The sequence below is a fragment of the Rothia kristinae NBRC 15354 genome, assembly GCF_001570865.1.
GTDB lineage: Bacteria > Actinomycetota > Actinomycetes > Actinomycetales > Micrococcaceae > Rothia > Rothia kristinae.
The window spans coordinates 180,293-205,969 of the sequence record NZ_BCSM01000001.1 but is presented as its reverse complement, the minus strand read 5'-3'; the positions used below and the strand labels follow the sequence as shown (position 1 = coordinate 205,969).

Sequence of the window (25,677 nt, the reverse complement as noted above, 5' to 3'; positions counted from 1 at the left end):
GAGGGATGCGGGCCCGCGGGACTGTGCGCTAGAGCACCCCGCCGAAGTCGTGCTGGCGCCAGGCCTCGTAGATCGCGATGGAGGCGGAGTTGGCCAGGTTCAGGGAGCGGCGCCCGGGCAGCATGGGGATGCGCACCCGCTCGGTGACGTGCGGATCCTCCTGCACCTGCCGCGGCAGGCCCACGGACTCCCGACCGAACATCAGCACATCCCCCTCCTCATAGGCGATGTCCGCGTAGCTGACCCGGGCCGTGGTGGAGAAGGCGAAGATCCGGCGCCCGGCCAGCACCGCCCACGCGGAATCCAGGTCCGGGTGCACCGTCATCACCGCGAGGTCGTGGTAGTCCAGGCCGGCGCGGCGCAGGTGCGCATCCGAGAGGTCGAAGCCCAGCGGCTCCACCAGGTGCAGGTGCGCCCCGGTCACCGCGGCCAGGCGGATCGCGTTGCCGGTGTTGCCGGGGATCTCCGGGGTGTGGAAGAGGATGTCGAACACGGTCCCACAGTCTAGGCCCCCGCCCGGTGACGCAGGGCTCTTGCCCGGGACGCGCACGGCGCGCGTAGCATGGGGTGTCCGCCGCGGCGCCCCCGGCGTCGCCGAAGCATCCGTCGCATCCACCGCACCAGCCGCATCCACGGCACCCGCCGCACACGCCGCATCCGCCGGGAAGGAGCCCGCCATGGTCCGGGAGGCCTACCTCGACCACGCCGCCACCACGCCCGTGGATCCGCGCGCCCTGGAGGCCATGCTCGCCCAGCTGCGCGCCGGCGGCAACGCCTCCGCCCTGCACGGGGCCGGGCGATCGGCCCGCTCCGCCGTGGAGACCGCGCGGGAGCAGATCGCCGCCAGCCTCGGGGCGGATCCGGCCGAGGTCATCCTCACCGGCGGCGGCACGGAGGCCGACAACCTCGCCGTCAAGGGCATGTACTGGGCCCGGCGCGAGCAGGACCCCCGCCGCACCCGCATCGCGGTCTCCGCGGTGGAGCACCAGGCGGTGCGCGAGACCGTGGAATGGCTGGCCGAGCACCAGGGTGCCGCACTGGACTGGCTGGAGGTCGACGCCGAGGGTCGGGTCCACCCGCAGACCCTGCGCGAGGCCCTGGCCGCCCACCCGGGACAGCACGCGCTGGTCGCGGTGATGTGGGCCAACAGCGAGGTCGGCACCATCCAGCCGGTCGCCGAGCTCGCGCAGATCGCCGCCGCGGCGCAGGTGCCCTTCCACACCGACGCCGTGCAGGCCTACGGCAGCCTGCCCGTGGACTTCCGCGCCGTGGGCGCGACCACCATGGCGGTGTCCGGGCACAAGATCGGCGCGCCCTCCGGCGTCGGCGCCCTGGTGGCCGTGCGCACCGCCCCCCTGCAGGCACTGATCCACGGCGGCGGGCAGGAGCGCGGGGTGCGCTCGGGGACGGTGGATGCCCCCGGTGCCGCGGGCTTCGGGGCCGCCGCGGCCGGGCTGGCGGATCTGGAGGCCGAGGCCGCGAGGATCCGCGGCCTGCGCGATCGCCTGGTGGCCGGGGTGCGCGAGCGCGTCCCGCAGGCCGTGCTGCGCGGACCCGCGGACCTCGGGGCGGACTCCCGCCTGCCCGGCAACGCCCTGTTCACCTTCCCCGGCTGCGAGGGGGACTCCCTGCTGTTCCTGCTGGACATGGCCGGGGTGCGCACCTCCACGGGCTCCGCGTGCAACGCCGGGGTCCCCCGCCCCTCCGAGGTCCTGCTGGCCATGGGCCTGACGGAGGCCGAGGCGCGCGGGGCCCAGCGGTTCACCCTGGGCCGCACCAGCACCGAGCAGGACGTGCGGGCCCTCCTGGAGGCCCTGCCCCAGGCGTATCGGCAGGCCAGTGCCGCCGGGATGGCCGATCATGTCCCGGGTGGCGCCTGGTGAGGCCGGGTCTGAGAGATAGGCAGCGGAACTGACGGACGAGCATGAGGAGGAGCGGAGCATGAAGGTCCTGGCGGCGATGAGCGGGGGAGTGGACTCCGCGGTGGCGGCCGCGCGCGCGGTGGATGCCGGGCACGACGTCGTCGGGGTGCACCTGGCCCTGTCCCGGATGCCCGGGACCTTGCGCACCGGCTCGCGCGGGTGCTGCACCATCGAGGACTCGATGGACGCCCGGCGCATCTGCGACAAGCTCGGCATCCCCTTCTATGTCTGGGACTTCTCCGAGCGGTTCAAGCAGGACGTGGTGGATGACTTCATCGGCGAGTACGCCGCCGGACGCACCCCCAACCCCTGCATGCGCTGCAACGAGAAGATCAAGTTCGCGGCCCTGCTGGAGAAGGCTCTCGCGCTGGGATTCGACGCCGTGTGCACCGGGCACTACGCCAGGATCGTGCGCGATCCCGACGGACGCCCCGAGCTGCACCGGGCCGCGGACTGGGCCAAGGACCAGTCCTACGTGCTCGGCGTGCTCACCGAGGCCCAGCTGGAGCACGCGATGTTCCCCCTGGCCGAGACCCCCACCAAGGCCGAGGTGCGCGCCGAGGCCGCCGAGCGCGGCTTCGCGATCGCGAAGAAGGCCGATTCCCACGACATCTGCTTCATCCCCGACGGGGACACCCGCAGCTGGCTCAAGGAGCGCATCGACCTGCAGGAAGGGCCGATCAAGGACACCTCCGGGCAGGTGCTGGGCACCCACCGTGGGGCGCGGGCCTTCACCGTGGGCCAGCGCAAGGGCCTGGCGATCGGGCGGCCCGCCCCGGACGGGAAGCCCCGCTTCGTCCTGGAGATCCACCCGAAGACCAACGAGGTCGTCGTCGGGCCGAAGGAGATGCTGGCCGTGGAGGAGATCCTCGGGATCCGGCAGAGCTGGGCCGGACGCCCCGTGCCCGAGGCGCAGGCCTTCCTGCAGGCCCGTGCGCGCGGGGAGGCCCCGGAGGCCTCCGAGGCCTTCGAGGTCATGGCGCAGGTGCGCGCCCACGCGGATCCGGTGCCGGCCACGGCCCGGCTGCGCGAGGCCGAGGTGGACGGGCGCACGGCCGTGCAGCTGGTGGTGCGCCTGCGCGGCCCGCTGCGCGGGGTGGCCCCCGGGCAGACCCTGGTGATCTACCAGGGCACCCGGGTGCTGGGTCAGGCGACGATCCACCGCGCCTACTCCCTGGACCGGCCCGACGTGGTTCCGGCCCCGTAGACTGCCCTGCATGAACGCGCACCACACCGAGGACGAGACCCCCGCCGCCCCCGCCTTCGACGAGCGGGCCAGCTCCCTGAGCGACATCGATCCCGAGGTCTTCGAGGAGCTGCTGGCCATGCGCGGCACGATCGACAACATCGACGCCGCCCTGATCCACCTGCTCGCCGAGCGCTTCCGCGCGACCCAGCGGGTGGGGCATCTGAAGGCCGAGCATCGCCTGCCTCCGGGGGACCCGGACCGGGAGGCCGCCCAGATCCGGCGCCTGCGGGCCCTGGCCGAGGACTCCCACCTGGACCCGGCCTTCGCCGAGAAGTTCCTGAGCTTCATCGTCAGCGAGGTGATCCGCCACCACGAGCGCATCGCGGAGCAGCACGAGAAGGAGCGCGCCCGGAATGACTGAACCCGGTCCGACCGAGACCGACCCGCTGCCTCGGCTGGACGCGGCGCGGCTGAGCGCGGGCACCCGGGGATCCCTGCCGGGCACCGACATGCCCGAGTCCCTGCGGATGCTGCGCGGGGAGCTGGGTGACCCGCACCAGGGGGCGCTGCCCGTGCTGCCGGAGACCGGCTGGGCCGGAACCCGCCTGGCGCGCACGGTGGCCACCCTGGGCGGCCTGTCCGCTGACCTGCAGGCTGCCGGGTGGCGGCTGCGGGAGAGCCCGGGCCGGGAGGCCCGCACCGCCGCTGCGCGGCTGAGCTCGGATGTGCAGGCACTGGCCGACGCGATCGGCGCGGAATCCGCCGGGCACCGCGGCACCACCGTGGTGGACCTCATCGGGCCGCTGAGCCTGGCCGCGGAGCTGCACCTCGGGGAGGGGCGGGCCGTCCTGGCCGATCACGGGGCGCGCCGGGATCTGCGGGAGGCCCAGCGGGCCGGTCTGGCCGAGTACGTCCGGGCCCTGCGCACCGCGGTGGAGGGGGAGGACCTGGTCCTGCGGGTGCGCGAGCTCCGCGCCGAGCAGGTGCTGGCGGGCCGGGTGCCCACCGCCTCCGGTCTGCGCACCCTGCGCGCCGTGCCCCGCGGGGAGGCCCGCGCGGCCCTGAGCGAGCTGGCCCTGGCGGCCCGGTCGCTGGGCCTGGGCACGATCCTCGATCAGGGCGGGCCCGTACCCGATCCGGACCTGCGGGCGGAATTCGATGCGGTGGCCGTGCGTCCGGCGAGCACCGACCCGCGGGACTGGGAAGCCGCGGCCGCCGCGCACGATACCGGTCTCGGTCTGCGCCTGGGGGTGCTCACCGGTCCGGACACCCGGGGACGGCTGCCGGACCCGGGGCGCGAGGCCGCAGCCCTGTGGCGCACCTGGCGCAGCCTGGGCCTGGGGCAGGAGCACCTGCGGGGGATCGCGCTGGAGGAGCGGGCGGATCTGGATCCCGTGGCCCCGGAACGGGTCGCGTCGCTGCTGGACGTGGGGGCGCGCACCGCGCAGATCCTGGCGGAGCTGGCCGCCGAGGACGCCGCGTAGGCCATCCGCAGCCAGCGGTTCTCGCGTCGCTATCGCATGCCGTCATCTGAGCGCCGTCGCCGCAGCGGTCTCGGCACGGCATCGTACCGAGTCAGCCCTGCGGATCACGTAGGGTTGGAGTGCTCCCGTGCGCCGCGGAACCGGGCCAGGCCGCGGCCGGGAGGCGACAGCGGCATCGAGCGGGAAAGGGGCGCGAGTGAAAGCGCGGATTCTGGTGGTCGACGACGACGAGGCTCTGGCCGAGATGGTCGGGATCGTGCTGTCCAACGAGGGCTTCGAGCCGACCTTCTGCGAGACCGGGGACCGCGCCGTCTCCGCCTTCGAAAGCTACGACCCGGACCTGATCCTGCTGGATCTCATGCTGCCCGGGATGACCGGGATCCAGGTGTGCGAGAAGATCCGGGAGACCTCGGATGTGCCGATCATCATGCTCACCGCCAAGTCCGACACCGAGGACGTGGTGCGGGGGCTGGAGGCAGGCGCCGATGACTACATCGCCAAGCCCTTCAAACCGGCCGAGCTGCTGGCCCGCATCCGCACCCGGCTGCGCATCGGGGAAACCCGGTCCGCGGACCGCCTGGAGATCGGGGACCTGCACGTGGACCTGGCCGGACGCGCCGTGACCCGCGAGGGGCAGACCGTGCGCCTGACCCCCCTGGAGTTCGACCTGCTGGTCAACCTCGCCCAGGAGCCCGGGCAGGTGCTCTCCCGGGACACGCTCCTGGATCGGATCTGGGGCATAGACTCCGATGCCGACCGCCGCCTGGTCAATGTCCACATCCAGCGTCTGCGCGCCAAGATCGAGAAGGACCCGGAGAATCCGGAGCTGATCCAGACCGTGCGCGGGGTGGGCTACAAAGCCAACGCCCACCAGGTCCGCCGCTAACCGCCGCCCGCCCCATGGCCCGTCACCTCAGCCGCCCGCTGCGCCGCGTCCTCGGCGTCGTGCCCGCACTCTGGCGCGCCCTGCGCCAGCGCTGGCGCACCTCCCTGCAGTTCTCCGCGGTCGTGGTGGCCACCTCCCTGTCCCTGCTCGCCTTCCTGTTCGCCGGCTCCTTCCTGTCCACGCAGATCGCCAGCAGCCTGTTCCGGGAGTCGCAGAGCCAGGCGCTGGAGGAGTCCTCCAAGGGCTTCTCCGATGTGCAGGGCATCCTCAACAGCTCGGACGCTTCCAGCCAGGCGGAGATCCAGAAGCTCATCCAGAGCTCCCTGACCATCCTCGAGACCCACGGGGCCGACGCCAAGCGCCAATGGATCCTCATCCCCGTCGGCGCAGGCTCGGATCAGGCCGGTGTGGGCGCCCAGGCGCAGAACCGGTGGATGAGCCCCTCCAGCGTGCCGCAGGACCTGCAGGAGGAGGTCACCGGAGGCGACGGGGTGTTCTGGAAGTCCGCCTCGCTGCCGGTGGATGAGCACGGCACCCCGGTGCCGGTGCTGATCGTCGGGTCCACGGTGCACCTGAACCAGGGGGATCGGTATGCGCTGTACCTGGTCTACGACCTCTCCTCCTCCCAGCAGACCCTGGACTACATCCAGTTCGTCATCACCGTGGGCTTCGCGATCCTGCTGGTCTTCGTCGCCACGATCGTCTGGTGGGTGACCCGCTCCGTGATCCGCCCCATCTCCCAGACCGCGGCGGCCGCCGAGCGTCTGGCCGACGGGGACCTGGACGATCGCGTCGTCATCCGCGGGGAGAACGAGGCGGCCGTGCTCGGCGCGTCGTTCAACGAGATGGCCGACTCCATCCAGCACCAGATCGAGCAGCTGGAGACCCTGTCCAAGATGCAGCAGCGCTTCGTCTCCGACGTCTCCCACGAGCTGCGCACCCCGCTGACGACCGTGAAGATGGCCGCGGAGCTACTCTACGACGGGCGCGAGCGGATGGAGCCGTCCTTCCAGCGCTCCACCGAGCTGATGTACCACCAGGTGGACCGCTTCGAATCCCTCCTGGCTGATCTGCTGGAGATCTCCCGCTTCGACGCAGGCTCCGCGACCCTGGACGTGTCCACGGTGGACCTGGCCGATCTCGTGGAGGACACCATCGAATCCGTGCGCCCGCACCTGGACCGCGCCGGTCTGACGGTGCGCCTGCACGGGGAGCAGCTGCGCTGCGCGGTGCAGATGGATCCCCGGCGGATCGAGCGGGTGCTGCGCAACCTCCTGGTCAACGCGATCGAGCACTCCGAGGGCCGGCCCCTGGACATCTGGCTGGCCGCCGGGACCCACGACGCCGCCGTGGCGGTGCGCGACCACGGCATCGGAATGACCGCGGAGCAGTCCCAGCGGGTCTTCGACCGCTTCTGGCGGGCCGACCCCTCGCGCAAGCGCACGCTGGGCGGCACCGGACTCGGGCTGTCCATCGCGGCCGAGGACGTGCGCCTGCACGGCGGCCGGCTGGAAGCCTGGGGAGAGCCGGGTCAGGGCGCCTGCTTCCGCCTCACCCTGCCGCTGCACCAGGGCGAGACGGCCGGCGACTCCCCGCTGGGCCTGCCCCCGGATGGGATCCCGGACCCTGCGCCGTCGGCTACGGCGGACCCAGCAGATGCGCAGGCCGACGCCGCGAGCGGGGCCGCTCACGATCCCAGCCCCGTCGACTCCAGCCCCGTCGACCCCGGAACGGAGGACCGAGCATGATCACCGCCCGCCCGATCCCGACAGGACGCCGTCCGCGTGTCCGGAGGATCCTGCTGGCCCTGCTGGCCCTGATCCTGGGACTGACCGCCTGCGGCCGCATCCCCACGGACGGGCAGGTCTACCACTACGCGGAAGGCGAGACCTCCAGCGCCACCCCGACCCCGGCCTACAGTCCCGCCGGGCCCCGAGAGGGAGACGATCCGGAGCAGATCCTGCGCGGCTTCTTCGAAGCAGGCACCGGCGTGGAGGACGACTACGCCGTAGCACGCTCCTTCCTGACCCGGGACCTGGCGGCCAGCTGGTCCCCGGAGGACGAGACCTGGGTGTATCGGGACGGGATCACCGTGGAGGGCGACGGCGGTCAGGACCGGCTCCGAGCCGAGATCCCGGTGGCCACCCATGTGGATGACCGCGGCATCGCGACCTCCTATGACGAGCCGGACACCCGCACCCTGCACGTGGGCTTCACCCGGGTGGACGGGCAGTGGCGGATCAGCAGCATCCCGAACGGCACGGCCCTGACGCGCACGCAGTTCGAGCGGCTGTTCCGCTCCTTCTCCCTCTACTTCTACGACCCCACCTACACCTACGCGGTGCCCGACATCCGCTGGTTCGTCAGCCGGCCCACCGTGGCGACCTCCCTGGTGCGGGTTCTGCTGCAGGGTCCCGCCCCCTACCTGACCGGGGCCGTGGTCTCCCCGATCCCGGCGGGGACCTCCCTGCAGCGAGCCTCGGTGCCGGTCGATGGGGGTGTGGCCCAGGTGGGACTGACCGGAGGTGAGATCTCGAAGGCCGGGCAGCTGACCCTGGAGCGGATGCACTCCCAGCTGCGCCAGACCCTCTCCGGGATCACGGCGATCTCGGACGCGGCGATCAGCATCGACGACAAGAAGATCGACGTCGGCCAGGTCTCCGACTACCGCGAGCCCCAGAAGGATCCCCAGGTCGGCGAGCAGCAGGTGGGGGTGCGCGAGGACGAGCTGGTCTCCTACGCGCCGGACCAGGTCCGCGCCATCTCCGACCTGCAGGCGCCGCTGAGCGCACCGCGCCAGCCGGGGACGGATCCGAGCCGCTCGGTCTACGCCTACCTGGATGAGGACCGCGGCCACCTCGGGGTGCGCGCCAAGAACGGCACTGCCCTGGACCTGGACCTGCCGGGGCGGCTGACCCGCCCCAGCATCGACTTCCGACGGTGGGTCTGGACCGCCTCCGCCGACGGCACCGTGCACGCGGTGCTGGGGGATCGGGATGGGCAGCAGCCGCGCACCGTCACCGCCGACTGGCTGCGGGGTCAGAGCGTCTCCTCCCTGCGGATCTCCCGGGACGGCACCCGGGCCCTGGTGGTCACAGGGGAGGGTTCTGCCGCCCGGCTGTGGGTGGCCGGCGTCGTGCGAGAGGAGAATGGGGCGCCCACCCGCCTGCTCGATCCGCTGCGGGTCTCCACGACGGTGCACCCCGCCCAAGCCCGGTGGATCTCGGATTCGGCCGCGGTCATCGCCGACACGGCCGGAGACGGGGTGGAGGTCATGCACCTGACCGGCCGCTCGGATCAGCTGGACGGGCTGTCCGGGATCGAGGCGATCAGCGGCGGGGACGGGGTGCAGAGCGTCTACGCCCAGACCTCCTCCGACGTCTATCGTCTCTCCGGCGCCTCGTGGTCCCGCGTCGAGACGGCGGTGCGAGACCTGGCCTACCCCGGCTGAGCCCGCCCCCGGTGGGATCCGCGGGGTCATCCACAGGCGAGCCGGCAGGGCTTGTCCGGGGTGCGTCGATGCGGCACAGTCTCGGTGCATGGACGATGACGCTGCGGTCTCGCGCCGCCTGGATGCCTGGGCCCTGCGGGCGGGGGACTGGGTCGGGCAGACGCTGGAGGCGCTGCTGCCCCGCTCCTGCGCCTGCTGCGGCGTGGGGATCCGGGGACTGTGTCCGGTGTGCTCGGCGCTGTTCCACCGGTTCACGGCCCGTCCGTGCGATGCCGCGGCCTGGGCCCCGCGGTGGCCGGATGCGCTGCCCTGTGCGGCCGCCGGGGCCTACCGCCACGAGGCCGCACGGCTGCTGCTGGCGTGGAAGAACGGCGGGCGCACGGACGCCCAGCCGGTGCTCGCCCGGGCCCTGGCCCGCGCGCTGGCCGCGACCCTGGCCGAGGCCCTGGCGGATGCGCCGGGAACGCGCGAGGTCCTGATCGTGCCCGTGCCCTCCTCCGCCGCGGCGTTCCGCCGCCGCGGCTTCGTCCCGGCACAGGCCCTCGCGCGGGGTGCGCTGGCCGAGCTGCGGCGCGGCGGCGGTCCCGACGGGGTGCGCCTGCGACTGGTCCCGTGCCTGCGCCGTCGGGGGCGGCCCCCGGGGAAGCTCGCATGGGGTGCCGCCCGCGGCGGGCAGAAGGGTCTGGGGGCCGGGCAGCGTCGGGCCCGGGTCCATCACTCCATGGTCGCCGCCGTCAGCCCGCCGTGGTCCTGGTGCGGCTTCTCGGTGCGGCTGGACGGTGCCCGCTGCGTGCTGGTCGACGACGTGCTGACCACCGGGGCCAGCCTGGAGGAAGCCCGCCGGGCGATCCTCGAGGCCGGGGGCGTGGTGCTCGGGGCGGCCGTGGTCGCGGCGGTCCGTCTGCCCGATTGAGGCGCCTCCTGCGGCTCGGGGCGGTGGATCTCGCGGCGTCATGGTGTGACCTGCCCGACGTCGCCCGGGTAGGGTGGGGACAGGGAGTCGGTCAGATCCGCTCCTCGTGCGGCGGCCCTTGTCGGGTCCGGCGTGACGGCCCCTGGCAGGCCGACCGCACCCCGCCTCTTCCCTCAGGGAGGTCATCGTGGAACTCACCGTCTACGGCCGCAACGTCAAGGTCCCCGAGCGCATGCGCGAATACGTCGAGGAGAAGGTCGAGAAGTTCGAGAAGCTCAACGACCGGGTGGAATCCATCGACGTGAAGGTCGCGAAGGTCGGCAGCGGGCCCCAGTCCATCACCGTCGAGATCACCGTGCACGGGCCCGGCCCGGTGCTGCGGGCCGAGGCCACCGGCGCGGACAAGTTCGCCGTGTTCGACGATGCCTACGGCAAGCTGCTGGAGCGCCTGCGCCGCGCCCGTGACCGGCGCAAGATCCGCCGCGGGCATGCCCGCCCCCAGTCGGTCTCCGAGGCCACCGGCGCCCTGCCCGTGATCGAGGCGGGGCAGCAGCAGGCCCGCATCGAGCTGCCCGCGGAGGAGGCTTCCGCCGAGGAGGTCCCCGTGGAGGAGGCGGCCTTCGACCAGGACTACCCGCTGACCGCGGAGATCTCCCCGGTGCAGATCCGGCGCAAGACCTTCCCGGCGGAGCAGCTGAGCGTGGACCAGGCCGTGGACCGGATGGAGCTGGTCGGCCACGACTTCTACCTGTTCATCGACGAGGAGCTGGGCCGTCCGGCCGCCGTCTACCGTCGCAAGGGCTGGACCTACGGGGTCATCACCCTCGGGGAGGACGCGCCCGAGGAGGGCACCACCGAGACTCGGGTCTACCAGGCCTCCTGAGGACCCGTCACCGTGTTCGCGGGGCCCGGGGTGCGGCTGGCGCCTCCCCGGGCCCCGTTCGCGCGCTCCCAGCGGATTCCCATGCGCGAGAACCGGACGCGGTGCGGCGCATCGCGTAGACTGCGCTGATGGGTCCGCCCGGCACACCCGCCCCGCGGCGGCCGACGCCGCGCACGGACCCGGGACCGCGGGCGAGCGCCCGCCGCACGGGTGCCTCCCGGCGCCCTCATCCGCCGTCGTGACTAGGAGTTCATCGCTCGTGGCATCCTTCCTGGAAAAGATCCTTCGCACCGGAGACAAGCGGCTGCTCAAGAAGCTGCGGGTCTACGCCGAGGCGATCAACTCCCTCGAAGAGGATTTCAAGGCCTACACGGACGCCGAGCTGCGTGCCGAGAGCGACGCGTTCAAGGCCCGTCTGGAGGACGGCGAGCAGCTGGATCGACTGCTGCCCGAGGCCTTCGCCGCGGTGCGCGAGGCCTCCGCCCGCACCCTCGGCCAGCGCCACTACGACGTGCAGCTGATGGGCGGGGCCGCCCTGCACCTGGGCAACATCGCCGAGATGAAGACCGGCGAGGGCAAGACCCTGGTGGCCACGTTGCCGGCCTATCTCAACGCCCTGACCGGCAAGGGCGTGCACGTGGTCACCGTCAACGACTACCTCGCCGAATACCAGGCCAACCTGATGGGGCGGGTGTACCGCTTCCTGGGCATGGAGCCGGGGGTCATCCTCTCCCAGCAGACCCCCGAGCAGCGACGCAAGCAGTACGCCGCGGACATCACCTACGGCACCAACAACGAGTTCGGCTTCGACTACCTGCGCGACAACATGGCCTGGTCCGTGGACGAGCGGGTGCAGCGCGGACACCACTTCGCCATCGTCGACGAGGTCGACTCGATCCTCATCGATGAGGCCCGGACCCCGCTGATCATCTCCGGTCCTGCCGCGGGGGAGGCCAACCGCTGGTACGGGGAGTTCGCCCGGGTCGCCCGCGACCTGGTGCGCGACCGCGACTACGAGGTCGATGAGAAGAAGAAGACCGTGGGCGTGCTGGAGCCCGGCATCGAGAAGGTCGAGGACCACCTCGGCATCGACAACCTCTACGAGTCGGAGAACACCCCCCTGATCGGGTTCCTCAACAACGCGATCAAGGCCAAGGAGCTGTTCGCGAACAACAAGGACTACGTGGTGCTCAAGGGCGAGGTGCTCATCGTCGACGAGCACACCGGGCGCATCCTGCCCGGACGTCGCTACAACGAGGGCGTGCATCAGTCCATCGAGGCCAAGGAGAAGGTGGAGGTCAAGGCGGAGAACCAGACCATGGCCACCGTGACCCTGCAGAACTACTTCCGCCTCTACGACAAGCTCTCCGGGATGACCGGCACCGCCGAGACCGAGGCGGCCGAGTTCGTGAACACCTACGACCTCGGCATCGCCGTGATCGACCCGAACAAGCCGCTGCAGCGGATCGACCAGCCGGACCTGGTCTACAAGAACGAGGTCGCCAAGTTCGCCGCAGTGGTCAAGGACATCGCGAAGCGCCACGAGAAGGGCCAGCCCGTGCTGGTGGGCACCACCTCCGTGGAGAAGTCCGAGTACCTCTCCAAGCTGCTGGCCAAGCAGGGCGTGCGCCACGAGGTGCTCAACGCCAAGAACCACGCCCGGGAGGCCGCCATCGTCGCCCAGGCCGGGCGCAAGGGCGCGGTGACCGTGGCGACCAACATGGCCGGGCGCGGCACCGACATCATGCTCGGCGGCAACGCCGAGTTCGACGCCGTGGAGAAGATGGCCGAGCTCGGTCTGGATCCGGCCGAGAAGCCCGAGGAGTACGAGGCGAAGTGGCCCGAGGTCCTGGCCGCCTGCGAGGAGGCCACGAAGAAGGAGCACGAGGAGGTCAAGGAGCTCGGGGGGCTGTACGTGCTGGGCACGGAGCGGCACGAGTCCCGGCGCATCGACAACCAGCTGCGCGGACGCTCCGGGCGCCAGGGGGACCCGGGGGAATCCCGGTTCTACCTGTCCCTCTCGGATGACCTGATGCGCCTGTTCAACGGCGCGGCGGCGGCCCGACTGATGGCGGGTGCCCCGGACGACACCGCCCTGGAGCACCGGATCGTCTCCCGGGTGATCGCATCGGCGCAGAACCAGGTGGAGGCGCGCAACGCCGAACAGCGCAAGAACATCCTCAAGTACGACGACGTCCTGAACCGCCAGCGCGAGGCCATGTACGCCGATCGGGCCCGGATCCTCGAGGACGACGACATCGCGGAGAACATCCAGAAGTTCGTCACCGAGGTGCTGACCTCCGCGATCGAGGACAAGACCTCCCATGGCCACGCCGAGGACTGGGATCTGGAGCAGCTGTGGGAGCTGCTGGCCGGGATCTACCCGATCAGCATCACCGTCGCGGACCTCGAGGAGGCCGCCGGTGGGCGCGGGAAGATCACCCAGCAGATGATCATCGACGAGGTGCTCTCCGATGCCCGCGTGATCTACGAGCAGCGCGAGGAGCAGGTCGGCTCGGAGGCGATGCGCACCATCGAGCGGCGCGTCGTGCTCTCGGTGATCGGGCGGCACTGGCCCGAGCACCTGTACGAGATGGACTACCTCAAGGAGGGCATCGGGCTGCGGGCGATGGCCCAGCGCGACCCCCTGGTGGAGTACCAGCGCGAGGGCTACGCGATGTTCCAGGAGATGATGGGCGCGATCCGCGAGGAGACCGTCGCCTACCTGTTCAAGCTGGACCTGTCCAAGCAGCGCACGCGCATGTCCTCACAGGCCTTGGAGGTGCCGCAGCAGCCGAAGTTCCTGCGCTTCACCGCCCCGGGGGAGTCCGGGGAGCAGCTCAGCCGCGTCGAGGCGACCGGCGAGAGCTCTGCCGAGGAGCAGGCGGGCAAGGCTGCGGGTGCCGACCGCGCCGCGTCGGAGGGCGCCGGTGCCGGGGCGGATGCCTCCGGGTCTGCCGGATCCGCCGACGGGGAGGCCAGCGAGGGCCAGCCGACCGGCAACCGCGCGGCCCGCCGGGCCCGCCGCGGTTCGGCACGCTCCACACGACGCCGGTGAGTGCCGGAGGCCCCGCGCCTCAGCCGATCTCCGCGGCCACGATCTGCCACTGACCGCGGACTCGGTGGATGCGCAGGGCCAGGGCCCGGCAGCGATCCTCCACCCGCACGACCACGGCGGCCTCGTACTCGTCGGGGGCCGCGCACACCGCCCGGACCCGCTGGGGACGGGCGGGGGAGGCGAAGCGGGACCCGCGCGGGACCTGCTCCAGCGCCACGATCGTGGGGCTGGGGGCCACCGGGGTCCCAGCCTCCAGGTCGCGCCGTTCCCTGATCCGATGCATGATCATGGGATGCACCCAGCGGGAGAGCTGGTGCAGCTGGCGCCGCCCGGCGACGACCTCCGCGATGGCGGCCCCGACCGCGCCGGCGATCGCGTGCACGCGACGCAGCTCCTCCTCGGGATCCACGGTCCGACGCCGCCACTGGTAGTACGGGGGCGGCCCGGCAGGATGTGCCCCGGGAGTCCCGGGCACGGAGCGGATGGACAGGACCGTGCCGGTGTGCGGCACCCTCGGCATCGGGGCGGTGGTGCGCGGGCTGATGGTCGGGGCGGGCAGCTGGGTGGCGGACATGGCGGGAGTCCTTTCGATGGGTGGTCGTCGTCGGGGTGGGGAGCCCGACCGGATCCGTCACGGCGGCGGTCGGCTCCGCTGAGCATTCGGTCGGGAGCGGGGAGGCGGGGGCGTTCGGCGGTTCAGCCGGCGACCTCCGGTGGAATCGTGAGGACCAGGCCGGGCAGCAGGAAGTCGGGTCCGTCCCGGAGGATGTGCTCGTTGGCGGCGTAGATCCGCTGCACGGCGCGGGCCGTGCGGGCATCGTCCTGGTCTCCGGTGCAGGTCGCGGCGATCTGCCAGAGCGTGTGTCCGCGCAGCACCACCCACGTGGACGCGTCACCGGAGACCGAGGAGTCGGAGGCTGGAAGAGCCTCGTCGGCGGCTTCGGCCGCCGTCCGGTCCGGTGAGCTCGGGGGCGCCTGGTCCGCAGGGGATTCGACGTCGGTGCTGCTGGACTGTGTATCGGCGCGGGCGGCGCCGAATAGGGGCGTGAGCTCGGCGGCCTCGCGTACGGCGACGGGGGAGGCCGTGCTCGGGGCCGCGAGCCGTTCGGCCTGAGCCGCCGGCAGGATCGCGGCGGTGGCCGGGAACAGCGGGCTCAGCTGCGTCTCCGGGCCCTCGGACGGGGTCGAGGCGGGCGCATCCGCGGCGGTCTGCGCGGCGGCATCGGCGGAGGTGCTCGGAGCGGAGGTCCCGGCCTCCGGGGTCTCGACCGGGTCCGTGGGCCCGGAGGGCTCCGCGGCCCCGGAAGGCTGCGGGAGCATCGAGGGACTCGCCTCGCCCTGCTGGGCGTGGGCCGCCGGCAGCAGCGCGGCGTTGATCCCCAGGGCCAGCAGCACCACCCGGTACACCGGCCCCGGAAAGGCGACGGGGCGCGGGAGGCGGTGGTGGGCCGGACGCAGATCCGGGCTGCCCGGGTCCCGGGCGCGCAGGCCGCGCACCGCCAGGAGTACAGCGCCGCAGGACCACCACAGCACCAGGCTCAGCGCCGCCAGGAGCAGGAATCGCACCAGAACACGCTCCGGATCCGCGGCGGGGGAGGCCAGCTCGGCCCAGGAGAGGCTTCCCAGCAGGCTCACCAGTGCGGCTGAGGACGCGGCTGCTATGGCCCCGAACAGGCACAGCAGCGTCCCGACGCGCCAGAACCCACGGGGTCCGGAACCCTGAAGACGTTCCATGATGATCACCGATGCTTCCATTTGATGACGTTTGGTGATGTTTGGAAGTCTCTCCCAGGGTCGAGAGGCTGTCAAGGGGTCGGCTGTCCCGATTCCGTCGTCGGGTCTCGAGGCGGGCGCGGACGGGGCGGAGGGCCCTAGGATCGGTCCATGAGATGGCAGCGCCTGTTCGAGGATTTCGAGAGCCGATGGGCCGCGCAGCGCCAGCGCGGCATCGAGGAGGATGCGGCGGAGGAATCCCGGCTCATCGTCGCGCGCACCACCATGACCGAGCTGCTGGGCGCCCATCAGGGTGCGGCGCTGCGACTCATGACCGCCACCGGCCGCACGGTCGCGGGGGTGCTGGAGAGCGTCGGGGCGGACTGGGTGCTGGTCCTGCAGCGCGGAGAGGAGCACCTGATCCCGATCCGCGCGATCACCTGGTGGGAGCCCGCCTCACCGCCCCGACGCGGCGCCTCAGGTGGTGCGCTGCGCTTCACGACGGCGCTGCGGGCGCTGGCCGCGCACCGGGAGCCGGTGCGGCTGCTGAGCCTGCGCGGGGCCGAGGAGGTCGAGTGCGAGGGGGTGATCGAGCGGGTCGGCGCCGACCACCTGATCCTCAGGCTCAGCGCCGAGCACGCTGGCGCGACCCGGTCAGGTCGGGGTCGGCGGGTCTATCCCTTCCGCGCGATCGCTGCGCTCGCGGTGCCCGCTCGCGGCACCGAGGCCGATGGGCGCTGAGCCCGGCAGAGGAGATGCCGAGCCGGCGGCGTCGTCTGCCGCGTCAGCCCTGCGTGTCCTGGTGTTCGCGGATGCTCGCCGCGGTGCGACGGTAGGCCTGCTCGATGTAATCCTCCAGCACGGACTTCTCCACCCGCCACTGACCGCGCCCGCCCACCTGGATCGCGGGCAGCTCTCCGGAGCGCACCATCGCGCGGGCCTGGGACATCGAGATGTTCAGGGTCTCCGCGACGTCGGTCAGCGTCAGGAAGCGAGGAGCGCTCACGGCTGGCAGTCCTTTCTCACCGGTCTCCGGTCGGGCCCGGGTTGGGCCCCATCATCGCACGGCTCCCCAGTCTAGTCGCCGTCCATCCACAGCCCGGGCGCTGGACTGGGCCGGACCGGAAGGACCGGAGGCGCCAGGAGCGGACCGACCCAGCCTGTGGACGAAAACGGTGTCCGGTCTCACATACCCGCTAGGATGCCGGGCAAGGGGACACACCCCGCGCCGCCCGGGTGAGTCCGGGCGCCCCTGTCCGGCACCGACCGAGCGAAGGACCATCCCGTGCCCGATCACCCGACTCCCACCGCCGCCCTCTCCCCGCGCCTGCAGCGACCCACCTGGCGGGATCCCCGCCTCCTCGTGGGCATCCTGCTGGTGCTCGTCTCCGTCATCGCGGTCGTCGGCATCGTGCGGGCCGGGGATCGGACCGAAGCCTATCTGGCCGCCGCGCACGACATCCGGGTCGGTGAGACCGTCAAACCGGAGGATCTGCGCACCGTGGACGTCAGCCTCGCCGACGCCGGCGAGGGCTATCTGCCCCGGGATGCCCAGCTGGCCGAGGGGGCGGTGGCCACGCAGCCGATCTTCACCGGCCAGCTCATCCCGCGCAGCAGCATCGGTGCCGCCGACGCCCTGCACCGCAAACCCATGTCCCTGACGCTGCCCCGGGACCAGACCGGCGGTCTGGAGGTCGGGCAGAGCGTGGATGTGTGGGTGACCGATCAGGCGCAGGCCGGCCAGGACACCCCCGATCCCGCCCGGGCGGTCACCGGATCGGAGATCGCGCGCATCACCCGAGATGACACCGCGATCGGCGGATCCGACCAGGTCACCGTGCAGGTCCTGGTCGAGGAGGAGGACCTGCCCTCGCTGATCCGGGCCTCCGCCTCGGATGCCCGGGTGACCCTCGTGCCCACGTACCGGAGCCTGCCGTGAGCGCCCGATGGTCGGTGGTCCTGCTCGGTGACGACGAGGGCGAGGTGCTCGCGCGCATCGAGGACAGCCGCTCCGGGCTGACCGTGGTGCGCAGCTGCTTCGAGCTCTCGGAGGTCCTGGCCACGGTCTCCGGCGGCCTGGCCGATGCCGTGCTGATCGTGGGCCCCACCCCGGATCTGACCCTCTCCCTGGTCCAGACCCTGCGCTCTGCCGGGGCCGCCGTCGTGCTCATGGGAGCCGACGCCGGGGAAGGGGACTGGGGGCTGGTCACGATCCCCGCCTCCGCCTCCGCCGAAGTGATCCGCCAAGCCCTGGAGACCCCGGTGCCGGAGATCGCCTCGGCCACGGCCGAGCCCGCGGTGCCCGAGGACCTCGGCTCCGAGGATCTGCTCCCGTCCGAGCCGGCCGCGGCGAGCTCCTCGACCGAGATGCCCGCGGCGGAGCGGGAGAGCCCTGCCCGGGGCGAGAGCACCGTGGTGTGGGGGCCGCTCGGGGCCCCGGGCACGACGACGGCGGCCGTCGGGATCGCGGCCGAGCTGGCCGCGGCCGGGCACCGCACCCTGCTCGTGGACGCGGACACCTTCGGCGCCGGCATCGCGGCCTTCCTCGGCCTGCTCGAGGAGAGCTCCGGACTCTCCCGGGCCTGCCGGGCCGCCGAACGCGACGTGCTGGACGCGGGGAGCCTGACCGAATGCGTCGACGTCGTGCGGATCGGCCGACGTCGGCTGGAGGTGCTCACCGGGATCACCCGGCCCGAACGCTGGATCGAGGTGCGCCGGGCACCCCTGCTGAAGGTGCTGCGCCTGGCCCGGCAGGAGTACGACGCGGTGATCGTCGACGTCGGCTACAGCCTGGAGCAGGAGGAGTCCTGGGTCCTGGACCCCGGGGCGCCGCAGCGCAGCACCGCGACGCTGACTGCTTTGGCCGATGCGGATCGCATCCTGGCCGTCGGGCAGGCGGATCCGATCGGCCTGCCCCGGCTGGTGCGCGGCGTCGAGGACCTGCAGCGGCTGCGTGAGCTCGAGCCGAGCATGCCGTCCCCGACCGTCGTGGTCAACAAGCTGCGCGCCGAGGCCGCCGGTGCCGCGGAGGAGCGCGCCGCGGAGGAGATCGGCCGGGCCTGGGCGCGCTTCGGACCGGGGGAGCCGATCGCTGCGTTCCTGCGGTGGGACCCTCCGGCCTGTGACCGGGCCCTGATGCGCGGCAGGACCCTCACGGAGGAGGCCCCGCGCTCGCCGCTGACGGCGGACCTGCGCGATCTGGCGGCCCTGGTCCGCCCGCTGCCGGAGGGTACCGGTGGCCAGACCCCATCCGAGGCCGCCGAGCAGTCGAGGGCTTCCGGGGGTCGTCGCGGCGCCGGGCAACGCAGGCCGCGGCGGCATCGGCGCTGAGCGCACCGGCCGTGCCTACGATGGGAGGGCCCACCCCATCGCCACGAGACCACCGTCAGCGAGGCTCCCATGACGCTTGCAGAACCGCTTCTGAAGACCGGCGAATTCGGCCCCGGGGACTCCGAGTGGCTGCATCTGCTGGTCGGGGACTGGCAGCTGGTGGCCGATCTGGCACGCGGGGACCTGGTGCTGTGGTTCCCGGAGGACTTCGTCTCGGTGGACCTGTCGGGTCATGCCCAGGGCGGGCCGGCTCCGTTGAGCGGATTCCAGGGCTTGGCCCACGTGCGGCCCTCCAGCGCCCAGACCGTCTTCGACCGGGACATGGTGGGCCGACCCATGGACCCGCAGATCGGCGAGGCGGCGCTGCGGTGCTGGTTCGACCAGACCGTGCAGTCCCTGGAGGAGATCCAATGGGGCGGGGAGTTCCTGCAGAAGGTCGTGGTGTATCCGCTGGTGCGCCACGGGCGCACGATCGCCGTGCTGACCCTGCACAGCGGAGATTTCGCCTCCCGCATGTACGGACGGCTGGATTCGGTGTTCCGGGAGACCGCGCGGGAGCTGCTGAGCATGGTCTCGCGCGGAGCCTGGCCAGAATTCGCAGCGCCCGTGGGCGCCACGCACGGCAACCCGCGGGTCTCCGACGGCGTCATCCGCCTGGACGCCGAGGGGCGGGTGACCTTCGCCAGCCCCAACGCCGTGTCCGTGTACCGCCGCTTGGGATACTCCGGCCCGCTGATCGGGGCCGCGCTGGCGGAGATGACCCGGGGGCTGCTGCCGGAGACCGACAAAGCCGATGAGGTCATGCCTCTGGTGCTGACCGGGCGGATGCCGTGGCGCAGCGAGCTGGCCACGGCCAAGGTCAGCATCACCTTCCGCTCGATCCCGCTGAAAAGGCAGACCCGCCGCGGGGAGGAGCGCTTCGGAGCGCTGCTGCTGTGCCGGGACGTCACGGAGATCCGGCGTCGCGAGCTGGAGCTGATGACCAAGGACGCGACGATCCGCGAGATCCACCACCGGGTCAAGAACAATCTGCAGACGGTCTCCGCGCTGCTGCGCCTGCAGGCGCGGCGGATGACCTCCACGGAAGCCCGGGAGGGCCTCGAGCAGGCCATGCGGCGGGTCGCCACGATCGCCATGGTGCACGAGGTGCTCTCCCAGGGGCTGAGCCAGGATGTGGACTTCGACGAACTGATCGCCCGACAGTTCCGCCTGGCCGCGGAGGTGGCCTCCCCGGGGCAGAGCGTGACGACGCGCAAGGAGGGCCGCTTCGGCCAGCTGCCCAGCGAGCTGGCGACGCCGTTGGCGCTGATCATCAACGAGATCGTGGCCAATGCGGTGGAGCACGGTCTGGACGGGGAGTCCGGCACCGTCACCCTGAACGGCCGACGTCGGGAGCTCCCCGGGGAGGAGGCCGAGCTGGTGGTGACCGTCAGCGACGACGGCGTGGGAATGGGCGAGGCGCCCATCGAGGAATCCGGGGTCTCGGCCTACCGCCCGCCGCAGCGCGGGGAGGGGCTGGGGATGCAGATCGTGCGCACCCTGGTGGCCAGCGAGCTGCGCGGGTCGATCCGCTGGCAGCCGCGTCCCGGGGGCGGCACGACGGTGACCATCACGGCGCAGGTGCCGGGGGAGGCTGGGACCTGAGCCGCCCGGGCAGGGCCCGGACGGACGCGAAGGGCCGCCGACGGTTGCGGTGACCGTCGGCGGCCCTCAGACTGCCCGATGCAGGTGGGCGGATCTCAGGAGGCGCGGCGGGCGCGGGCTGCGCGGCGCTTGAGGGCGCGGCGCTCGTCTTCGCTCATCCCACCCCACACCCCGGAGTCCTGGCCGGTCTCCAGAGCCCACTGCAGGCAGGTGTCCATGACGGTGCAGCTGCGGCAGACGGTCTTGGCCTCTTCGATCTGCAGGAGGGCGGGTCCGGTGTTGCCCACCGGGAAGAACAGCTCGGGATCCTTGTCGAGGCAGGCTGCGCGACTGCGCCAATCCATATGAACGCTCCTTGTGTGAAGACGCCGTCCCGACGGAGGCGATGCGCGGCGGGAGGGCAGACAGAAGTGCCCCCAAGCCAGGTCGGGGGCCTCGTGCGGTGACTCGTTACAGGTTCGCACGTAAACAGTGCGTGAACAAGGGGTGTGCCCAGGGTCGGGCGATGCGCTCGGATGTTTTATCTCACATCGGTTTTTCCTTGACAGCACAAGCAAAGCGGCGCCGAGGCTCGTCGGAGCGGGGGGTCGTCGGCGGTCGGGGCGGGCTGATTAGGCTGGATCCATGAACACCTCGCCCCCGACCCCCTCAGCCGCCGACGCCCCCCGAGTCCGACCGCCGCGGACCGTGCTGCTGCTGTGCGCGCTGGTGGCCCTGGAGGCGGCGGCGCTGATCGTCGTCGGCCTGATCCAGGCGGTGCAGGCCTTCCTCTCCCCGCACGTGATGCCCGCCGGGGCCATCGTGCTGATGGGGCTGCTCTACCTGGGCTACGGGGTGTGGCTGATGGCGGCCGCGCGCGGCCTGCGGGCCGGCAGGCTGTGGTCCCGCGCGCTGATCCTGCTCACCCAGGTCTTCCTGATCCTCGTGTCCATCCAGCTGATCTTCCCGTCCTCCCGCCTCCTGGCGGTGCTCCTCGGGGTGCTGGGGGCGGTGATCCTCATGCTGCTGTTCTCCTCACCGGTCCAGCGCCACCTGCTGGCCGGCATCGGCGGCGACGCCGAGGCCGAGCGCGACTGATCCTGCCCCCGCGGGCTCCCGCTCCGCGGGCACCGGCTGGGCCAGGCGCAGGCGCACGACCCCGTCGGGTCGCAGCAGCAGCCCCGTCAGCGCCGGGGGTGTGCCAGGGTGCGGCGGACAGACCTCGGCGCGGAAGTCCGCCTCCAAGCCGCTGCGCGGGCCGAGCACGACGCCGCAGGGCGCCGCCCGCAGCCGGGCAGCCCACGGGGTGCGCGAGGCCGAGAAGCGCCCCGGATCGAACAGCAGCACCGCGGCGTCGGCCGCGTCCACCGTCTCCTCCAGCGCCGGCCACAGCGAGCTCGGCCACAGGTGGGCATCGCACACGACGGCGATCTCCGGCCTGTGCGGGTCGGGGGAGGCCGATGGGCGGGAGCGTGGGCCGCGGGGCGCTGCCGTCGGATCACCCGGGCCCGGGGGCCGGTGCACACGGAAGCCCAGGTGGGGGTTGAAGGAGAGCAGGGCGGCCAGCGCCGCCTCGGACTCGGCCGCGGAGCGCGAGGAGATCCCCACGACGTCGCCCGGGCGCATCTCGAGTCCAGCCTCGGCCCCCGAGGGGGCCTGCACGCCCAGCACCGCGAACCAGCGGTCGCGCCGGGTCAGCACGTGGCGCGAGGGCCGGATCTGGCGCTGATGCCCATCCGCGGCCTCGCCGACCGGCCACTGCAGCCGTGACGGCAGATCGACGAATCGCGGCAGGCCGTCGACCGGGCGCCGGCGCCGTGCGGCTCCTGGGGAGGGCAGAGCCGAGCCCGGTCGCGGAAGGTCCGACGTCGATCGATCGGGGCCGACTCCCGGGGGCAGCAGTCCGGCGGGTTCGCTGCCCGGGGCCAGCGGGCCCTCCACGATCGCCAGTCCGCCGACCAGGTCTCTGGCCTGACGGGGATGGGACAGCAGGAACTCGGCGCGGGGACCGTCGCCCAGGTGTACCCGATTGGGGCACAGCCCCTGCAGGGTGCGCGGAGGAGCCTTGGCGCCGAGCAGGCAGAGGTGCCAGGACCGACCCGCCAGGGCCAGCAGCTCCTCCACCGCCGCCTCCGGGGCCGCCCCCGAGCGGGCCAGGTCCTCGACGATCTTCTCCGTGCCCTGCACGATCAGCAGGGCCGGGGGCAGGGGCCCGGCCTCCTGCTGGTTCCGACGCAGCACGGCCAGCAGCCCGGTGATCAGCTCGGCGCTGAACTCCCGATGCGGGGCACCGGCCAGCCCGCGCAGATCCAGGCCCTGCGCTTGAGCCCGCACGAGATCCTCGAGCGCCGAGCGATCCGCGACCAGCGCGTAGACCGGGAGGCCGCTGGCCCGCGCCTCATCCACGAGGTGCTGGATCCACCGACGCTGCTCCGGCAGGCCGGCGCGCACGTCGATCGGTCCGTGGCGCTCGGGCCGCCAGGACAGATGGCCCTGCCACCCGAGGGAGGGCACCTCGGCCGGGCCCAGGGCCAGCCCGCCGTCGGGATCCGGGGGTAGCTGGATCTCGCCCAGCGCGGGAGGCACCACCGGGGGTGTGCCGGGATGCAGCCGGCGCAGCCGCCGGATGTCCTCGCGCAGACCCGTCCCCGGCTCTCCGCGGCCCGGGGACTCCGGCTGCGCCGGCTCGAGGATCTGCTCGGGCAGGATCCGCAGGCCGGTGTCCAGACGGCGCCGCGGGAAGGCATCGACGAACAGGCTGGTGAAGGCGGAGAGCGCGCCGTCGGCGCGCAGGAATCCGGCACCCGGCCGGGTGCTCGGGATGCGCGCGGCCTCCCCGGAGCCGATGACGTTCATCGAATCCGCCTCCGAGGCCACGCGCAGGCACACGTCGATGCCGACGTTGGCCCGGATGTCCGCGGAGATCGCCCCCTGCGGGCGCTGGGTGGACATGACCAGATGCACCCCCAGGGAGCGACCCACGGTCGCGATGCGCAGCAGCTGCTGCATCGCCTCCGGCAGGGATTCCACGAGCATGCGGAACTCGTCCACGCAGATCAGCAGCTCCGGCAGCGGCTCGCTCAGATCCCGGTGCGCGGGACCGCGCACGAACTCCATCCAGGACCCGACCCCGAGTTCCCGGAACAGCTGCTCGCGGCGGCGCAGCTCCGCGCGCAGGTAGGTCAGGTCCCGGGTCACGGTGGCCTCCTCCAGATCGGTCAGCAGGCCGTGCACGTGGGGCAGGCGGGCCAGCTCCCCGAAGCTGGCCCCGCCCTTGAAGTCGATGAGGACCATGCTCAGCCGCTCGGGGCTGTAGCGCAGGGCGAGACCGGCCAGCAGGGCCCGGAAGAACTCGGATTTCCCGGAGCCGGTGGTGCCGGCGATCACGCAGTGCGGGCCGTGCTCGTTCAGATCCACCCGCAGGGCAGGATCATCCCCGGGCGCCGCATCGGTGCGTCGGCCCAGCTCGGCCACCAGTGCCCAGCTGTCCAGGTTCCTCTGCCACCGGTCGGCGGTGGCCTCCAGGCACAGGTCCTCCCGCGCGGACAGCAGCGCCGAGCCTTCGGATCCCGCCAGTCCTCGCCCGCGGGCTCGCCGGATCAGCTCGGCTCGGGCGCTGCGGGCCAGGCCATCGGGGCGGGTACACAGGACGGGGTGCTCCCCGAGCAGCCCGGGCAGGCTCTCCGCCGCGGCCTCGGGTCCGCTCAGTCGCAGCCCGGCCTCCTCCTGGCGCACGGTGATGGCCTCGGGCTCCGGAGGCAGCCTGACCCCGCGGGCCGGGTCGGCGATGCGCACGCGCGGCAGCGCCGTGCTCGGGGCCGGGGCCGCCTCCAGGAGGACCAGGACCGTCCGGGGGCTCGACGGCTCGGGGGCCTCGGCGTGGACCACCGCGACGCCGGGGTGCGCGCTCCACCGCAGCAGCGGGTGGGAGGAGGGCATCGGGTGGCGCGTGCGGATCTGGATCTCCCAGCCGGCCAGCAGGATCTGCGCGATCAGGGCGTCCTGCACCGCCGGCGGGCCCAGCAGCACGTGAGGTCGGTCCAGGCGGGAGAGGATGGGCACGGCCTCCATCAGGGGCACCTGCTGGTGGCGCTGTCCCTCGGGGCGCAGGTGCGCGGCGCGGCGCCCGCGACCCCAGCGCACCCAGGGAGGACCCTCCTCGGGCGGCTGTGCCGGGACGCCCGGCAACAGGCGGGCGCCCCACGGCGGGGCGGCCGCGGCGCAGTCGCCGAGGTCCCGTGCGCACGCCCGCTCCAACAGACGTCGGTTCTTCGCCGTCGAGCTGCCCCGGCTCAGCCAGTGCGCCGCGGCCATGGCGGAGCTCATCACGCAGAAGATCAGGATTATCCACAGGTCCAGCAGCCACGCCATGAGACCCCCGATCAGCAGGGGGAGGGCCATCGTCACGGCGAGGGTGCGCCATCCGGAGCCGGGCGGGTGTAGCTCGACCGGGCGCACCGGCATCGGGCCCCGGCGGGTGCGCTGGGGAGCGGGCGCGCGGGGATCCGTCAGCGTGAGGCGGGAGCGGCCGATCGGGCAGGAGTCCTTCGGGGTCAGGACGCGGCGTCGGCCGTCGGCGTCCTCCCAGGCCACACCGTCCGGATCCACCCGCAGCCTGCCCTCCACGGGACGCAGCGAGGGGTCCTCGAGGCACAGCCGGGCGGCGTCCTTGCCGATCTCCAGGACGCCGCGTCTCAGCGTCGCGTGGGCCCCCGTGGCCGGGCCCTCCGTGACCACCGCCAGCAGTCCGTCCCCCGGGAGGGTCTCGGCCGGGCCGCGGGTCACCACGGCCCCGTCCACCAGCGGCTCCGTCCCCACCTGCAGGTGCCGCAGCATCCGTCCGTCGGCCGACCAGTCCCCGGTCGTGCCGAAATGGGCGTCGAGGGCCTCGGCCAGCGCGGCGCCCGAGCAGGCGGGCGGGGCCTGCACCCGCAGGCGCACCGAGCGGGCGGAGACGGGATCGAAGGTCGTCAGATGCAGCTGCATGGGACCAGGGGAGCACACCGCGCGGCCCCGAGAGGCAGGCTGTCGGTGGGCGCCCGGGCCCGGTGTGGATGACCCGTGCTGACAGGTGTCCTCCTCCACCGGCTGCGATGACGCCCGGCATCCGGGATGGGAGATAACTGCGGGGCGCAGGCGCCCGGGAAGACCCACGCGGCCCGGTCCATTAGAGTCGTGTAGGAGTGCTGTCCTGCTCCGCGCCCCGGTGCGCGGTCGGACGGGAC

General features: G+C 72.8%; 21 protein-coding genes. 15 read left to right on the top strand and 6 right to left on the bottom strand.

What is annotated here, in order from left to right; translation table 11 throughout:
- Positions 1-28: 28 nt before the first annotated feature.
- Positions 29-493, bottom strand: coding sequence for a tRNA (cytidine(34)-2'-O)-methyltransferase (locus KKR01S_RS00955; RefSeq protein ID WP_058731382.1), 465 nt, complete (start codon positions 491-493; stop codon positions 29-31).
- 184 nt (positions 494-677) lie between these two features.
- Here KKR01S_RS00955 and KKR01S_RS00950 point away from each other — a divergent pair, with 184 nt between their 5' ends.
- The 10 genes from KKR01S_RS00950 to secA all read left to right on the top strand — a co-directional run bounded on the left by KKR01S_RS00950 (position 678) and on the right by secA (position 13,786).
- Positions 678-1,883 (top strand): cysteine desulfurase family protein, encoded by a 1,206-nt coding sequence (locus KKR01S_RS00950; RefSeq protein ID WP_058731381.1) that lies wholly within the window; start codon positions 678-680, stop codon positions 1,881-1,883.
- A 58-nt stretch (positions 1,884-1,941) separates the two neighbouring features.
- The gene (mnmA, locus tag KKR01S_RS00945; RefSeq protein ID WP_061225042.1) at positions 1,942-3,129 is read left to right on the top strand and encodes a tRNA 2-thiouridine(34) synthase MnmA; all 1,188 of its coding nucleotides are present in this window, start codon (positions 1,942-1,944) and stop codon (positions 3,127-3,129) included.
- 10 nt (positions 3,130-3,139) lie between these two features.
- Positions 3,140-3,532, top strand: coding sequence for a chorismate mutase (locus KKR01S_RS00940; protein ID WP_058731379.1), 393 nt, complete (start codon positions 3,140-3,142; stop codon positions 3,530-3,532).
- Entirely contained in the window at positions 3,525-4,595 is a 1,071-nt protein-coding gene (locus KKR01S_RS00935; RefSeq protein WP_061225041.1) for a hypothetical protein, read from the top strand. Before KKR01S_RS00940 ends, KKR01S_RS00935 begins: the two co-directional genes overlap by 8 nt.
- A gap of 196 nt (positions 4,596-4,791) precedes the next feature.
- Positions 4,792-5,481 (top strand): MtrAB system response regulator MtrA, encoded by a 690-nt coding sequence (gene mtrA, locus KKR01S_RS00930; RefSeq protein WP_061225040.1) that lies wholly within the window; start codon positions 4,792-4,794, stop codon positions 5,479-5,481.
- Positions 5,482-5,495: 14 nt separating this feature from the next.
- A complete protein-coding gene (gene mtrB, locus KKR01S_RS00925; protein WP_061225039.1) occupies positions 5,496-7,229 on the top strand; it encodes an MtrAB system histidine kinase MtrB in 1,734 nt (577 codons plus the stop codon).
- The gene (locus KKR01S_RS00920) at positions 7,226-8,932 is read left to right on the top strand and encodes an LpqB family beta-propeller domain-containing protein (protein WP_061225038.1); all 1,707 of its coding nucleotides are present in this window, start codon (positions 7,226-7,228) and stop codon (positions 8,930-8,932) included. The genes mtrB and KKR01S_RS00920 overlap by 4 nt, the downstream gene beginning before the upstream one ends.
- An 88-nt stretch (positions 8,933-9,020) precedes the next feature.
- Positions 9,021-9,845 (top strand): ComF family protein, encoded by an 825-nt coding sequence (locus tag KKR01S_RS11405; RefSeq protein WP_061225037.1) that lies wholly within the window; start codon positions 9,021-9,023, stop codon positions 9,843-9,845.
- Between the two features lie 187 nt (positions 9,846-10,032).
- A complete protein-coding gene (gene hpf, locus KKR01S_RS00910) occupies positions 10,033-10,728 on the top strand; it encodes a ribosome hibernation-promoting factor, HPF/YfiA family (protein ID WP_058731373.1) in 696 nt (231 codons plus the stop codon).
- A gap of 259 nt (positions 10,729-10,987) precedes the next feature.
- Positions 10,988-13,786: a preprotein translocase subunit SecA gene (gene secA, locus KKR01S_RS00905; protein WP_061225036.1), complete on the top strand. Its 2,799-nt coding sequence runs from the start codon at positions 10,988-10,990 to the stop codon at positions 13,784-13,786.
- Positions 13,787-13,805: 19 nt separating this feature from the next.
- Here the strand turns inward: secA and KKR01S_RS00900 are convergent, their stop codons facing one another.
- Both KKR01S_RS00900 and KKR01S_RS00895 read right to left on the bottom strand, forming a co-directional pair.
- On the bottom strand, positions 13,806-14,360 hold the full coding sequence (locus KKR01S_RS00900; RefSeq protein WP_061225035.1) for an Rv3235 family protein: 555 nt from the start codon (positions 14,358-14,360) through the stop codon (positions 13,806-13,808).
- A 122-nt stretch (positions 14,361-14,482) separates the two neighbouring features.
- Positions 14,483-15,421, bottom strand: coding sequence for a hypothetical protein (locus tag KKR01S_RS00895; RefSeq protein WP_131800563.1), 939 nt, complete (start codon positions 15,419-15,421; stop codon positions 14,483-14,485).
- 249 nt (positions 15,422-15,670) lie between these two features.
- On the opposite strand from KKR01S_RS00895, the gene KKR01S_RS00890 reads away from it, so the two are divergent.
- Positions 15,671-16,240, top strand: coding sequence for a hypothetical protein (locus KKR01S_RS00890; protein ID WP_061225033.1), 570 nt, complete (start codon positions 15,671-15,673; stop codon positions 16,238-16,240).
- A 43-nt stretch (positions 16,241-16,283) separates the two neighbouring features.
- On the opposite strand, the gene KKR01S_RS00885 is transcribed toward KKR01S_RS00890, so the two are convergent.
- The gene (locus tag KKR01S_RS00885) at positions 16,284-16,505 is read right to left on the bottom strand and encodes a helix-turn-helix domain-containing protein (protein WP_058731263.1); all 222 of its coding nucleotides are present in this window, start codon (positions 16,503-16,505) and stop codon (positions 16,284-16,286) included.
- 279 nt (positions 16,506-16,784) lie between these two features.
- On the opposite strand from KKR01S_RS00885, the gene KKR01S_RS00880 reads away from it, so the two are divergent.
- The 3 genes from KKR01S_RS00880 (at position 16,785) to KKR01S_RS00870 (ending at position 20,473) form a co-directional block, all read left to right on the top strand.
- Positions 16,785-17,438: an SAF domain-containing protein gene (locus tag KKR01S_RS00880; protein ID WP_058731264.1), complete on the top strand. Its 654-nt coding sequence runs from the start codon at positions 16,785-16,787 to the stop codon at positions 17,436-17,438.
- On the top strand, positions 17,435-18,829 hold the full coding sequence (locus tag KKR01S_RS00875; RefSeq protein WP_061225032.1) for a CpaE/TadZ family protein: 1,395 nt from the start codon (positions 17,435-17,437) through the stop codon (positions 18,827-18,829). The genes KKR01S_RS00880 and KKR01S_RS00875 overlap by 4 nt, the downstream gene beginning before the upstream one ends.
- Before the next feature lie 69 nt (positions 18,830-18,898).
- Positions 18,899-20,473, top strand: a complete 1,575-nt coding sequence (locus KKR01S_RS00870; protein WP_058731266.1) for a sensor histidine kinase — start codon at positions 18,899-18,901, stop codon at positions 20,471-20,473.
- A gap of 95 nt (positions 20,474-20,568) precedes the next feature.
- Here KKR01S_RS00870 and KKR01S_RS00865 read toward each other — a convergent pair whose 3' ends face one another.
- Positions 20,569-20,817, bottom strand: coding sequence for a WhiB family transcriptional regulator (locus KKR01S_RS00865; RefSeq protein ID WP_058731267.1), 249 nt, complete (start codon positions 20,815-20,817; stop codon positions 20,569-20,571).
- Between the two features lie 280 nt (positions 20,818-21,097).
- Between KKR01S_RS00865 and KKR01S_RS10860 the strand changes: the two genes are divergently transcribed.
- Complete coding sequence (locus KKR01S_RS10860; protein ID WP_058731268.1) at positions 21,098-21,550, top strand: hypothetical protein; 453 nt, start codon at positions 21,098-21,100, stop codon at positions 21,548-21,550.
- Here KKR01S_RS10860 and KKR01S_RS00855 read toward each other — a convergent pair.
- Positions 21,488-25,438 (bottom strand): FtsK/SpoIIIE domain-containing protein, encoded by a 3,951-nt coding sequence (locus KKR01S_RS00855; RefSeq protein ID WP_061225031.1) that lies wholly within the window; start codon positions 25,436-25,438, stop codon positions 21,488-21,490. The genes KKR01S_RS10860 and KKR01S_RS00855 overlap by 63 nt on opposite strands.
- Between the last annotated feature and the right edge of the window lie 239 nt (positions 25,439-25,677).